This window comes from Streptococcus sp. Marseille-Q7156, from assembly GCF_965119495.1.
In genome coordinates this window covers 931760-948342 of the sequence record NZ_CBCPLU010000001.1, presented here as the reverse complement: position 1 = coordinate 948342, position 16583 = coordinate 931760, and the positions used below count along the sequence as shown (strand labels likewise).

At 37.8% G+C, this 16583-nt stretch carries 1 protein-coding gene; it reads left to right on the top strand.

Annotation, left to right across the window (positions count from 1 at the left end):
* The first annotated feature begins 2 nt into the window (after nucleotides 1-2).
* Entirely contained in the window at nucleotides 3-16475 is a 16473-nt protein-coding gene (locus tag ACWPV5_RS04485) for an amino acid adenylation domain-containing protein (RefSeq protein WP_454382546.1), read from the top strand.
* Nucleotides 16476-16583 lie beyond the last annotated feature (108 nt).

Here is a 16583-nt window from a genome sequence, read left to right as displayed (position 1 = left end):
CGATGAAATCAATGAACAAAAGTGTAGAGACAATCTATGCATTGACTGATATACAACAGGGAATATTGTATCATAGTCAGTATGAAGAAAATCAGGGAGAGTATATACTAGAGAATACCTTCACGATTAAAGGTTATTTAGATACTGAACGTGTGGAAAGTAGTCTCGCAGCATTATCGCAAAAATATGAAGTACTTAGGGCACTCTTTTTGTATAAGAAAACAAGCGAACCTAAGATGGTAATACTGAAGAAAAGGATCCCGGAGTTTGTATGTCTGGGTTCTGAAAAGGTATTTACAAAAGAAGAATTTGAACAAAAAGCAGTAGAAGAACGTGAACGTGAAATGGACCTTGAGAGGAATACTCTTCTCAGGGTAACCATGGTTCCACTGGAAAATGGAATGACAGGATGCATCTGGGTGAGCCATCACATCATAATAGATGGCTGGTGTATGTCCATATTGTTCAATGATTTCATCCAGTATTATGAAAAATCTGCGAAACTGTCATTTGAAGAGATGGTAAACTTGGGCGAAGCAGATAAGAAGAGTCAGTTGAAATATGGAGAATATATCAAATGGTTATCCTATCAAAACAAAGCGGAGGCGATCAGTTATTTTGAAAAGCTTCTTGAAGAAAACGATACATTCTGTACGTTGCCGGTAATTACCAATAGCAGTCAGAAGTATGATAAGGAATCAATAAACAATAGGGTCGGTCTTCGTCTTGATAAAGAGAAATCTGATAAGGCAGTAGCTTTTTGTGAAAGAAACGGAGTGTCTCTTAATTCTTTAGTTGAAACAGCTTGGGGATTGATTCTCGGAGTGTATAATGCCCAGAATTCCGTAGTATACGGAAAGGTTTTTTCCGGAAGAAATACTGAGCTTGATGGTATCGAAGATGCAATAGGATTATTTATTAACACTGTTCCTGCAGTCTCTAAATGGGATAGCGGGGATAAGGTGATTGAAGTGATCCAAAATGTCCAGAAGCAGACTATGGAAAGCATGGAATATGAATATGCATCACTTACCGATATTCAGAACAAATGCGGAAGAAGACAGATATTTGATACTATCTATGTATTTGAAAATTATTATATACATGGAGACGGAAAGCTTGCTATCGATGGAAAAGAGATAGAAGTTGGACAGATGCAGGAGGTAACAAACTATGCTATTACGGTAGTTGCCCAAATGAAAGATGCTTTATGCATTGATATTGTATATGATAATAAGAGATATGGAGAAAGTGAGATAGAGCTTTGTCTTGAGAGAATGATAAGGATTATTTCATATATTGTGGATAATCCTGATGCACTAATAAAAGATATTTCTGTGCTGACTGAAGGGGAAAAGCAGAAGCTTCTTTATGAATTTAATACAACGGATAAGGAATATGTAAAAGATAAAACCGCAGCGGATATATTTGAAGAGCAGGTAAAGAGAACACCTGACGATATTGCACTGGTACATGAAGATGAAAAAATTACATACAAAGAGCTTAATGAAAGAGCTAATAGTCTTGCACATAGATTAATAGAACTGGGTGTAAAACCGGATGATTTTGTGGCAATAATTGCTGACAGAAGCATTGAGATGATAGAAGCAATCTATGGTGTGATTAAGGCCGGGGGAGCATATGTTCCAGTAGATCCGACATATCCGAGCGACAGAATCCAGTTCATGCTCGAAGACAGTAATCCTAAAGTAATACTTAAGTATACATCAGAGAATATAGAGTTATCTTCTAATATACCGGTAATAGAGCTTAAAGATGAGAATCTCTGGAACGGTTATACAGAAAACCCAGAACGAAAGAGCGACTCGGATAACCTTGTTTATTGTATATATACATCAGGTACAACTGGAAAACCAAAGGGTGTAATGATCGAAAACAGGGCACTGATGAACTATCTCCTGACAGTAAGGGACTATTTTTACAATAACGGAGGTGTAACTCCATTAATAACAAATTATGCTTTTGACTTGACCGTAACAGCAATATTCGGAAGCATCCTTTATCATAATCAGCTTCATATCTTCTCGGACGAAAGAAAGCTTGCAGCATTTTCAGCAGAAAATGATATAGCTGTTTTGAAAATTACTCCTTCTCAGTTCATGATCTTGGCTGATGAACTGGAGAAGTATAGTAAGCCAAAGATCCATGCAATAATGATTGGTGGCGAGGCATTAACGGATTCGTTGATGAAGAAAATATACAATTGCATAAGTGATCAGATAGAGGTAATTGATGAATATGGTCCGACTGAGGCAACTGTAGCTTCAACATTTTCCAAGATACGCTTAGATGAATATATTCATATAGGAAAGCCGTTTTATAATACTCAGATATACATTTTGAATGGTGAAAGCTTGTGTGGAATCGGATTGCCTGGCGAATTATGTATTGCTGGAGATGGATTGGCAAGAGGTTATTTGAATAGACCTGAGCTTACAGACGAGAAATTTGTAAATAATCCTTTCGGACAGGGAAGAATATACAGAACAGGTGATCTTGCTAGATGGCTTCCAGATGGGAATATTGATTATATGGGAAGAATCGATGAACAGGTAAAAATTCGAGGATTCAGAATCGAGCTTGGTGAGATAGAAAGTAAACTCCGTGAGATTGAGAATATAAGGGACTGTGCTGTAATTGAAAGAGCAGATGAAAGCGGTGAAAAGGCAATTTTTGGATATTATATAAGTAATCTGGAGATACAAAAATCTGATTTGATAAATAAACTTAATGAGAGTCTACCTAAATATATGATCCCTTCAGGATTGATGCAGATTGAATCCATTCCTGTTACGAGAAACGGAAAGCTGGACAAGAAAGCTCTGCCTGAAATTGATTTTTTGGGAAACAACTTGTATGTAAAGCCAAATACGGAGTTGGAGATTCAGCTTTGTCAGGCGTTTGAAACAATATTAAAGATATCGCCTGTAGGACTAAATGATGACTTTTTTGAACTTGGTGGACATTCATTAAGAGTAATGCGTCTCATCAATCAGATTCAAAGTATTGCTGATATCAAGCTCTCTGTAAAAGACGTATTAAGTAATACTACACCAGCATCGCTTGCAACTTTACTTGAAGAGAAGAAGCATGCAGATCAGGACAGCTTTAAAGAGGTTGAAGTAATCCCGTATGCAGAAAAGAAGGATTATTATTCAATGTCTGAGGCTCAGAGAAGAATTTATGGATATTATAGTACTAATCCGAAGTCACTTACATATAATATTCCTGTTCTCTTTAAGCTAAGTGGAGATTTTAATCCTGAAAAAGCCGAAGATGCTCTTGCAAGAATGACACAACGCCACAGTAGCCTTCGCACATATTTCAAGGTTATGGACAAGGATGTTGTGCAGGTTATAGAGGAAGAGAACAAAACTGACTTTGAGGTAATAAAGACTGAATTATTATGGAAAGACCTAGTAAAAGATCTTATTAAGCCGTTTAATCTTGAAAAGGCTCCATTATTGAGGGTAAGATACCTGTCTTGTGCAGACGGAGAGTATCTGTTCTTTGATATACATCATATAATTAGTGACGGATTCAGTATGGAGATATTTGCCAGAGAATTTGCAGCGCAGTATTCTCATGGATTTAATAATGAAAAGGTACGTCAGTATGTTGACTATTCGGAGTGGGAAAAGACAAGAAATTTAAGTGAGAGTAAGGAATACTGGAAACAACAACTTCAGGAGTTTGATGCCCCAGAACAGTTCCTGACAGATTATCCTTATCTTGAAAATGAAAGTGATATAGGAAAAATACTGTATAAGAGACTAGGTTCAGATAAGATTGAAGAAGTGGCTGAGAAATATCATGTATCCGAGTTTGCCGTTTTCATGGGTGCATTATTAGTGCTAAACGCTGAATATAAAAATGCAGATATGGCTTGCGTGGGAACTGCTGTAAGTGGTCGTAATCATCCAGAGGTTGAGCAGATGCTGGGAGTGTTTGTAAACCTTCTTCCGATATACAGCAGGATCGACAGAAATCAGAAGATGGGAGAATTCATATCCAAACTGTCGGCAAAACTCAGTGAAGTGCTTGAATACCAGGAGTATCCTGTGAATTCTTTGTACGAGGGAGAGTCTTTGTTTGACTGTGTTCTTGCATATCAGAATTTTGAAAAATATGTGGTACAGAACAGTTCGTTTGAGTTGGAACAGATTCCAATCACTTCTGAAACTGCAAAGTATAATCTTACTTTTGAAGTTAAGAAAACAGAAAAAGAATTTGATATCAGTTTGGAATATAAACAGAATCACTTCCAGAAAGAGTCTGCAGAGTGGATTTTGGAACACTTTGTAAAGATATTGGAAAACATTGCCCAGAACGATGAAGCAAGTATAGCCGAAGTCTGCAGACCAGATAGTGGGGAGGTAGACCTTATCTTTCACAAGTTTAACAAGGATAATGATGAATTAAAGTATTCATCCATTGCAGAGGCTTTTGCCGGTGTGGTAAAAGAGCACGGAGATGATATTGCTGTAAATGACGAAAAGGGAGTATACACATACAAGGAGATTGATTACAGATCGAATATCCTTGCAGAACTTTTATGTAAGAATGGTGTAAAACCAGGAGATAACGTGGTTCTCTATGGAGAAAAATCAGTGGCTATGGCACAAGCAATTCTTGCAGTAGTAAAAGTTGGGGCTGTATATATTCCTATTGATGCGTCAGAACCTGCTTACAGAGCAGAATTTATTATTGCAGACTCTGGTTGTAAAGCAGTTATGTATAGTGAGGTAGAAATATCTGAGGAAATTAGAAGAACATCGGCAGAAAAATTTGTTTACGATCTCAAGGGATGTGATGAACTTGAAGGAGAAACACAGACATTTAGGAGTGTTTCAGTGGATAGCGATGCTATTGTTTACTGCATGTACACTTCAGGAACGACAGGCCAGCCTAAAGGGTGTAAGATCCTGAATAAAGGTATATTAAGACTTGCTTTAAATTGCGATTATCTGGAACTTGATTCACAGATACATACCTTATCTGCAAGTTCACTGTCTTTCGATGCCTTTAACCTGGATTTCTGGTGGCCGTTATTGAACGGTGGAACAGTAACATTGTTGCCTAAGAATAGAGTTCTTAATATTACCGCATTGAAGAGTTATATTAACAGTTTTAAGATAAACACTATGTGGGCAACAGCTTCCTTGTTCAATCAGCTAGTTGCATCGGATCCGGATGTGTTTGCCAATTTGAGCAACCTTCTAATTGGAGGAGAAAATCTTTCACAGTACCATGTGGAATTATTCCAGAAAGTTCATCCAGAGGTACGCCTTTTCAATGGATACGGACCAACTGAGAATACAACGTTTACTACAGTATGGGAAATTCCGGTTGAACACGACAGAATTTCTATTGGTAGACCAATTGGAAATACACAAGTGTATATTCTCAGAGGAAGTGATATCTGTGGTGTAGGTATTCCGGGTGAAATCTGTACGACTGGTGATGGAGTAAGTGCTGGGTACACAAATACTAACATAAAGAAAAATGAGGCGTTCACAGTTGCACCATGGAACAAAGATGTATCAATGTACAGAACTGGAGACTATGGACGCTATATGCCAGATGGAAACATTGATTTTATCGGAAGACGTGATAGTCAGGTAAAGATCAATGGATATCGTGTAGAGCCAGAAGAAGTGCAGCAGGCAATCCTGGAAATTAAGGGAGTAACAGATGCAGCCGTTGTGATTGGAGTCAGTGAAGATGAGCCTGAACTGCTTGCATATTATGTCACAGATAATATAACTGAAAAACAGGTATATGAAGAACTTAATGAAAAACTTCCGATCGCAATGGTACCAAGAAAAATATTATGTATGAGAAAGTTGCCTATCAATAAGAATGGAAAACTTGACAAAGATTCTCTTCCTGTTATAGAAAAACTTCAGGGTGACATATATGTTGCACCTGTATCGGATACAGAAAAAAAATTGTGCAGTATTTTTGAAAAAGTTCTTTCAATAGACAGAATAGGTATTGATGATAGTTTCTACAGATTAGGCGGTGATTCGATAAAAGCAATCTTCATAGTATCTGCAGCCAAAGAAAAGGAAATGAAATTTACCGTATCGGATTTACTGAAAGCTGATACAGTAAGAAAGTTAGCTTTAGTAGCTGGACGTAAAGCTACAACAGAGGCAGATAACATACAGGAGATCGATCCTTTAAGAGAGTATACGATCAGTACGCCTGTGATCAGTGCTTTCCTTAATAATGAGAAATATAACAAGAATTATTATCACCAGACCGTATTTTTAAAGAATAATGCAATTAATATGGATGCTCTAGAAAAAGCTCTTATTGCGATTACGGAATATCATGATATTTTTCGTACAGTAGTAAGGGAGAATAATGTGATAATCCGTGTGAGAGAACATAGAAGATATTTTGATATCTGTGAGGAAACAGGACTTTCTGAGGCTGAGATTAAGGACTACTGTGTAAGATTACAGTCAAAAGTAAATCTTCATAATGGTCCGATGATGAGTGTAGCTGTATTCCATAGGGATGATGGAGATCACGTGTTTATTTTGATTCACCATTTGATTGTAGATACGATTTCCTGGAATATAATTCTGTCTGATCTTGAAACTACTTACACAGCTGTATTAGAAGGAAAGAAACCGGTATTCCCTACGAAAACTACTTCCTTTGCAGAATGGACAGAGCTTGAAAAAGCATATGCCGAAAAATTAAAGGGAAGTGAGGAAGAGATTTATTGGAATAAGGTAATAAGTAAAATTAACGGAAGCAATGCGCAAACAACAGCGCCTGTTTCAGGAAATGATACTTGTGTAAGGGAAAGTTTACAGATAGGGGAAGAGACAACCCAAAAGTTGCTTGAACTTGCAAAAAAGGCAGAAATCCAGCCGGATGTTCTTCTCCTTACTGCTATTATCAGATCCTATAGAAAAATAACCGGTAACACCTGCATATCAGCTATGCTAGAAAACCATGGACGTGAAGATGCTGTTATTGGAGGGCATACAGAACACTCTGTTGGATGGTTTACTGTACTGTATCCTCAGATCTTTGATTTTACAGATAACATGGAGAATAGTCCGGCGAAGGATATCATTCTTGTTAAAGATCGGTTTTTCTCTGCCAGATCAAGGGCAATGTCATATGGTATTCTGTGTGAATATGCAGGACTTAACGATGTAAGGGATAATACAGATTTCCTGTTTAATTATTTGGGTGAATCACTTTCAGATAATTACAAGGGTGAGTTTACCAGATCGCAGCTTGATGGTGGAGATTCTATTCCGGATGAGAATCTTACAGAAAATCCATTCTGGACTGTAAGTCTACAGGATTCAACCTTCATCTTTAATGTGACTGCAAATGGTAAAAAGCAGAATGTCGAACGGTTGATTGAATGGATTGGAGTTTTAAAAGAGGAGCTAGGTAATTTGGTGGAACAGACTTCAACAATAGCACCAGAAGAACTCATATCTGCAGCTAATCATGGACTTAAAGATTTTGATTTTAATAGATTCAGAAACGCATATGAAAGTACTGAAAAAATCAGCAATTTTGCATCAGCAGAAATGCAGATTGTTCCATTGACATCAATTCAGAAGGGAATGATGTTTGAGGGAATGATGAAAGCTCACTCTGGAGAATATGTGATTCAGACAGTATTCGAATATATGAGTAATCTGGATGAAGAGCTTATAAGACGTGCAATTGAGATATTAGGTGACATCCACCCTATACTACGTTCAAGAATTTATTTTGATGTATCTGTGTCAGAGTATCCTGTACAAATCATTAGAAAAGAGAACACGATTCCGGTAAACAGTGTAGTATGTGGAAACGAAGAATGGGAGTGGATTCTTAAAAAGGATATCGAAGATGGATTTGAACTTGAGAATAGCCCGCTGATTCGTTTCACGTTAGCAAAGGTGGGAGATTCAAATCGTGTCATTTGGACGATGCACCATATTATATGTGACGGATGGAGTAATTCAATCCTTTTTGCAGATCTTAGAAATATTATCAGGCAGTTATGTGAGGATGCAAATAGTACAGGTGCACTTTTAAATCCGGTCAATAAAGACGTTTTTATGGAATATGCATCGGAGTTGGATAATTTCGATAGAAATACTGCAAGGAGCTTTTGGAAGAACTTGCTGGAGGATTATGAAGGCCTGACACAATTGTCAGTGCTTAAGAGAAAATCTGATGAGTCTGGATATAAACAGAAAGAGATAAAAACAGATGCAAAATTCTGTGATGCCTTGAGAACATTCTGCAATAGGGAAAGAATTACACCGAATGATATGTTTCAGATGACGTTGGCAGTTCTTTTGTCAAGAGTGACTGCTACAAAAGATGTTGTTTTTGGTCATGTTGTATCTGGAAGAGACTATCCTATTGAGGGGATAACCTATGCTGTAGGTCCTGTAATCAATACAGTTCCTGTAAGATATACATTTACAGAAAATGAAAACATAGATGCTCTCGTAGAAAGGGTAAAGAACGCAGCAATTGAATCTAAACCATATGAGTATGTAGGATTATCTGAAATACAGAACTGGCTTCATATGAGAGATTCGTTCTTTACCATACTATATTCTTTTGAGAACTATCATATGGATGAGCGGTTGGATGACTACGAGAAAAAGGATGAAGAGGATATCCGCTTATTAAGTTCTCGTGAACAGACAAACTATGACTTGACATTCATGGTAATTCCGGGAGAAAATTATGATCTAAGGGTTATGTACGATGCCGAAGAATATCCTGATGAACAGATAGAACGACTTCTTTCTTGGTGGATAGATATTACAAAACAGATAATGGCTGCGAATGTATTAAAAGAAGTATGTCTTATCCCTTCTAAGAAGGAAATGGATGAAATATGGATACCGTATAATGCAACAGCCAGCGAGATTACTGTGCAACGACTTGATGAGATTATAATGAAGCAGATTGAAAAAACACCTGACAAGGTGGCGGTAACATCAGAGGATAAGACTATTACATATAGAGAATTGGGAGTGAAATCTGCTCAGGTAGCGAATTATCTTATGGCTCAGGGAGTGCGTCCGGGAGATAGTATTGCAATATCTGGTGAGCGAGATGTATTCACTGTAGTCAACATCGTCGGATTACTCAGGGCTGGAGGTGTATATATTCCGCTAAATCCTGAATATCCTTGGGATAGAAACGAGTATATTATGATAAATTCTGAATGTATCCTGTCGTTGAACAAGGATTCATATGAGAATGAACGAATGTATGAGTATAACACGGAGACTATTACACCACAGAGAGCTTTAGATGAACTTGCATATGTAATCTATACCTCGGGTAGCACTGGAAAACCAAAAGGTGTAATGATTACTCATAGAGAAGCTTGCAATACGATAATCGATATTAATACTAGATTCGATATAACGGAGAAGGATAATATTATAGGTGTATCTGCATTTAGTTTCGACCTGTCAGTATATGACCTGTTTGGTGCTTTGAGTACAGGCGCATGCTATTGTATTGCGCAGGATGCCAAAGATACAGAGGAAATTGCGGGGATAATGGAACACTATGGAATTACTTTCTGGAATTCTGTACCTGCAATCATGGACATATTTATTGAAAATATGCCGAAGGGATTCCGTTCACAGACATTAAAGAATGTTCTTTTAAGTGGTGACTGGATACCGGTAGAATTACCTTCCAAAATACGACGAATGGCTGAAAATAGTAGAGTAATAAGCCTTGGCGGAGCTACAGAAGGCAGTATTTGGTCAATTTATTATCCGATAGGAGAAGTAAAGAGTGACTGGAAGAGTATTCCATATGGATATCCTCTGGCTAATCAGGAAATGAGGATACTGGATGAGAGCGGAAACCTTAATCCAGTAGATATCCCTGGCGAGATTTGCATAAGCGGAATCGGTGTAGCGGAAGGCTATATGAATAATGTTGAAAAAACAGAAGCAGCATTCTTTGTGCATCCGAAATATGGTCATACATATAGGACCGGTGATATTGGTGTGATGCGAAAAGAAGGTTACATGCAATTCATCGGAAGAAAGGATACACAGGTAAAAATAAACGGATTCCGTATAGAACTTGGAGAAATTGAGCAGACGCTGGAACAGGTATCAGGAGTAGATAGAGCAGTTGCGCTCGTTCAGACCAGCTCTGATGGAAACAAGAGACTGGTGGCATGGTATTCAGGACCGGAAGAAATTCCACAGGATAAGTTAAGGGAAGAAATTGCTCAGAATTTACCGGAATATATGATCCCAGTAGGAATCATGTATCTTGCTTCTATGCCTGTGACAAGCAATAACAAGATTGATAGAAAGACTCTTCCGGAGATTGATTTTGAGACCGGAAGGGAGATAGTACCTCCAAGAAATGAGAAAGAAGAAGTTCTTATTTCTTGTTATAGAGAAATATTCTCAGCAGAGGAATTTGGTGTAACAGACAGTTTCTTTAGTCTGGGCGGTGATTCGATTAAGGCAATCAGACTTGTTTCTGCGGCTAGGAATAAGGGCTATATTCTTCAGGTTAAAGATGTAATGCAACTTCAAACAGTTGAAAAGCTTGCAATGACAGTTGCGGATGACCATGAGACAGGGGCAGATTTCAAAGAAGTATCTGGAGAAGTGGAAGTGACGCCAACCCAGCGATATTTTGAATCTTTAGAGCTTATGGAACCGGAATACTTTAACCAAACAATGCTTATAGAGTTGTCTGACAGTTCTTTAAATATGGATGCACTGAATCTTGCAATGGCGGCACTTACACAGCATTATGATATGCTGCGTGCAACTGTCAGAGATGGAAAACTATGGATTAGAACTGTGGAGGAGTTTGACAAAGTGTTTGAAGGAATCCCGCAGTACAAAGTTTTGGAGGAACTGTCGCAAGAGGAGTCCCGTGCGTGGTTCACCGCCAAATGTGAAGAAATTCAGGCTTCCATAGAGTTTGATCAGGGAACTTTGTTTAAAACTGCAGTATTTACAGGATTCCAACATAATCTATTCTTTATAACAGCACATCATCTGATTGTAGATTCGGTATCAGGACTGATTTTGGCAGATGAAATCAAGTCGGCTTATGAAAGTGCATGTAAAAACGAAAAGATTCTGTTTTCTGCAAAAACAGATTCATATCAAGCATATGCAAAACAGATGGTAGCGCTGGATGATGTAATTGATATGTCTGTTGAAAAGGAATACTGGTCAAATATTATTGAAAACTGTATAAAAATTAAGTTTCAGAACTCAGGTGTTATCCGAGACGAAAAAAATGGAGATGACAGGCGAATTGTATTATCGGAAGTGTTTGATGTTGAGAGAACAACAAAGGTTCTCGCTATGTCAAATAAACACAATGTGGGTGTTGACGAAATGATACTTACTGCACTGTCATTAGGATACAAGAAGCTTACAGGAAATGAGGTATATGCTGTAAGTCTTGAAGCACATGGAAGAAATGCCTTACCTGGTGTATTAAATGTGGAAAGGACAGTAGGCTGGTTTACTACAATCTATCCGTTTATATTGAATGCTTCCATAGAAGAGCCCTATCTGGCTCTAATGAATATTAAGGAAGAGCACAGAAACATCCCTAACGGGGGAGTCGGTTTCGGTGCGTTAAGTCTTGGAGAAGACAATGTATTTGAATCACTGCCGACAGACTCCTTTAACTATCTGGGGGAACTTCAGAAGGATATGGGAAGTCTTATGGATATGTACTATACAGGAGCAAGCTCATCAGAGAAAAATATTGCAGACGGGATAGGTTGGGTTTCGTATGTAGCAGCGGGAAAACTCCATATAGATGTACAATTCAATGAAGCATTATACTATACGGAAACAATAAGAAAATGGATTAAGAATGGGCAAAGCGAACTTGTAAAAATAGTAAAATCACTGAAAGAGAAGGAACCAAAGAAGTCCCCTTACGATTATGGTGTGGCGATTGAGACTACGGAACTTTCTAAATTAACAGAAAGATATGATGTACAGGATGTTTATCCCCTTACCGATGCACAGACAGGTATGCTGTTCCATTATATGAAAGACGAAGATCCGGGTGAATATTTTATACAGTCTGTTATTGCTTCAGATAAACCTGTAGATGTGGAAAAAGTAAGAGAGGCAGTCCAGCTTCTTGCAGATAGACATAATGTATTAAAAACACGGATCATTTTTGATGGTTTAAGAACTCCGGTTCAGATTATTGACAAGGATATGGAAATCGAGATTGAGGAACATGTACTTGCTGAAGGTGAGAGTTACAAGGAAGTTGCGGAGGCGGATGTAGAATGTGGTTTTGATATACAGAAGGATTCTCTAATAAGGATAACTGTGGTTAAAGGGCAGGAAGATGTGATTATTTGGAGTATGCATCATCTGATTAGTGATGGATGGAGTATGGCAAGATGCATTTCAGATTTTATCGAACTTTATATCATAAGTAGTGGTGAAAATAAAAAAGATGCAGAAGTGTTGCCAACATATGCAGATTACATTAGATGGAAAAACTCAACTGTAGACTCAGGAAGAGTATACTGGAGAAATCTTCTTTCGGGGTATCAGAATAATGCAGAGATTAAACCAATCGAAAAATCAATCGGAAAGGGTTACGGAAAAATTTCCAGAATGTTCAATGAAGAAGAGACTGCTGTTTGTAATAGCTTTGCGACGGAAAATGATACAACAGTAAATACTCTTTTTGAGACAGCCCTAGGTATTTTGATACAGAGATATGTTTACGAGACAGATGTTGTTTTTGGTCAGGTAGTATCTGGAAGAAATGTTCCGATTGACGGAATAGATAAGGTTGTCGGAATGTTTGTAAATACAGTTCCTGTTAGAGCAAACTTTGAAGGGACGGAAACCATTGGTGACGTATTAAGAAAGATGCAGAGACAACTTTCAGATACAACCGTTTATGATCATTATTGTCTTAATGATATTGCTAAGAGCATAAATACAGACAGCTCCATGGTGCATATTCTGTATGCTTTTGAAAATTACTATGTGGATAACAGTAATGATGAGGTAGGACAACAGTTTCATGTACTTACTAATAGAGAACAGACTAACTACGGATTAACCTTTACAGTAATACCGGGAAAAAACCTTAAAGCTGAACTTTTATATAACAGATCAGAGTTTATTGATGAAGAGGCAGAGTGTCTACTTGAACATTGGCTCTGTATACTGAAGAACATGCTGAAGGATTCTGCGAGAAAAATACAGGATATTCCTATGTATACTGAGGTAGAAAAGGATAGAATTTTACATGAATTCAATGCAGAATTTGTGAATCTTCCGTATACTTCTATTTCCAAAGCATTTAAGGAAATGGCAGAAGTAAGAATAAATGAGATTGCGATCATACACGGGGAAAGGAGATTCACATACGGTGAGTTACACAGAATGTCTGATAAACTAGCAGCTGAAATGATTGAAGCAGGGGTGAGTCGTGGTAGTTTTGTAGCACTTTTATGTGAGAGAAGTCCGGAAGCTGTTATTGCGATGATTGCGACATTAAAGGCAGGCTGTACCTATGTGCCGATTGATCCTCTTTATCCAAAAGACAGAATAGAGTTTGTTTTGGAAGATTGTAGACCAGAAGCAATACTCACATTTAATTCAGTTAAATTTGACTATGAAGGCGAGTTGTTCAGGAGAAATCTTGGAACATTGAATACGTTTGAAGATAGTGAAAATTTCGCAATGCAGGAGTATAGTGAGAATCGGATTGCATATTGTATGTATACCTCTGGAACAACAGGAAAGCCAAAGGGAACGCTTGTGGATGAAAAGGGTATATTAAGACTTGTATATGGGTGTGATTATGTAAACCTAAAAGAGGATACAGTAATTATGACTACCGGTTCATTTGCTTTTGACGCAGCGACCTTTGAAATATGGGGAATACTTCTAAATGGTGGGAAACTGGTTATTACGGATAATGATGATCTATTTGATATTGTCGCATTAAAGGAATATATTAATAGGTTTAAGGTAAACACTATGTGGGCAACCGCTTCCCTGTTCAATCAACTTGTTGCATCAGATCCAGATGTTTTTGCTGGCTTAAGTAACCTTCTGATTGGAGGAGAAAAACTTTCACATTATCACGTGGAGTTATTCCAAAAAGCTCATCCAGAGGTACGTCTTTTCAATGGATATGGACCTACTGAGAATACTACGTTTACTACGATATGGGAAATTCCGGTTGAACATGACAGAATTTCTATTGGTAAACCAATAAAAAATACAAATGTCTATATTCTTCATCACAATAAGTTGTGTGGTATTGGAGTTCCGGGAGAACTTTGTACAACAGGAGATGGTGTAGGAATAGGATACCTTAATAGAGAGGAGCTAAATGAAAAAGTATTTCAAAAATCTCCGTTCGGTGATGGTACAATGTATCGTACGGGAGATTTAGCAAGATGGCGTCCAGATGGGAATATTGAATATTTGGGGAGAATTGATACTCAAATCAAGATTAGAGGATTTAGGGTTGAGCCTGAAGAGGTAAAAATAGTAATTGAAGCTAATCCGCATGTAAATGCAGCAGCAGTAATTGCAATAAATGATCCAAATGAGGCGGAGCCGGTATTATGCGCATATTTGGTAACAGATGGACTAATAAGTACAAGTGATGTTTACTCAGAATTAAATAATCTTCTACCGGCTAGTATGGTTCCATCAAGAATGATGATAATAGATCGTCTGCCACTTACAAGGAACGGAAAGCTAGATATAAAAGCACTTCCTAAAATTACAGAACGCATTCAAACTGAATATAAGAATGCTGGTACGCAGGAAGAGGATTTGCTTTGCAGGCTATACGAAAGAATATTGGGCATTGAAAAGGTTGGTGTGAACGACAATTTTCTTCGCCTCGGTGGCGATTCAATAAAAGCGATTCATGCAATAGCAATGATCCGTGAAGCTGGATATCAGATTAGCATGAGGGAGTTTATGTCGCAGACTAGCATTGCAACCCTTGCATACTTACTAAGTAAGAATCATTCCGTTGTATATGATGAAGGGCCTGTAACAGGTGAAGTAGAGATGACACCAATTGTAGCTGAATTTATGGATTGGAATCTGAAAGTACCGAACTATTTTAACCAGTCATTTCTTCTCGAGATATCAAATGACTTGAATCCTGAGATTCTTAAAGATGCAGTTGATAAGTTGAAAGAACACCATGATATGTTGAGAGCAGTCCTCAAGGGTCGAAGACTCTTTATAAGAGAAGCAAGTGAGGTGTTAGGTACTGAAGACGGTCTTGAAGAAGTGATAATTGAAGATGATAGCAATTATGAAGAGTGCGTGACAAAAGTCTGTACGAAAATTCAGCAGGAGTTTAATCTAGCAAAAGGACCTCTTATTCGATTTGTAAGAATAAAGAGAACGAAAGAAGAATCAAGAGAACTTCTGTTTATATGTGCTCACCACTTAATTTGTGACGGAGTGTCATGGAGAATTCTTATGAATGATTTGGAGACGGTATATCATGCCTTGTGTGACGGTCGGGCTACGGAGGAGATACTCCCACCAAGAACAATGTCATACAAAGAATGGGCGTTAAAGATTAATAGGCTTGGATATGCGAAGAGATTTACTGGACAGTTGGATTACTGGAAATCTGTTTCAGATGATGCAACTAATCAGAATACAGTCGGCGTGCTATCTGGCGTTCTTCATGAAGTTTTGTCAGAAGAAGACACAGAGTTACTGTTAGGTGAAGCGAATAATGCATTTCATACCAATCCGCAGGATATTCTCATTGCTTCATATGTAAGGGCTATACATATTACGGAAGCCAACAACGGAAGAAAAGTTCGGATTATGCTTGAGTCTCATGGAAGGGAAGAACTTGAAGATGAGATGGATATAAGTAGAACCATAGGTTGGTTTACTGCAATATATCCATGCAAATTTTCATACAGCAACGAACCGTCTGAAGTCTTGATTGATGTAAAGGAAACGTTGAGACAAGTAAAAGATAATGGCATAGGATATGGAATTTTAAAATATCTGAATGAAGCCGCCTACGAATATCTTGAAGCTGAATCACGTTACAGCTTTAACTATCACGGACAGCTTTTGGAAGAGGAAAGAGGAATTTTTAAAGTTAGCTCTATTTCAGCCGGTTCTGCTATATCAGAAAAGAACAGACTAATTACACCAATTACAATTAACGGAATAATCAAAAATGGGAAACTATCAGTAGACTTGACTTATTCCAAGGATGTAACAGAGGCTGAGGCAAAGCAACTTATGGACTGTTATTTGAAGCAGATACATGAATATGTTCAGAGACTTGCGAAAAACGAGGAAGGTATGCATACAAAAGCAGATTTTGATGCTGAACTCATGGATGACATTAATCTGAGCGAACTAAATGATTTCATTGATAGTATGGAAATATAAGAAAGGAAACTGATTGCTCATTGCCGGTTTGGCTGGAGAAAGGTTAATCCGGCAATGGCAAAGCAGTTTCATATCACAAAAGTAAAGGAACTGGAAGATAATCATATT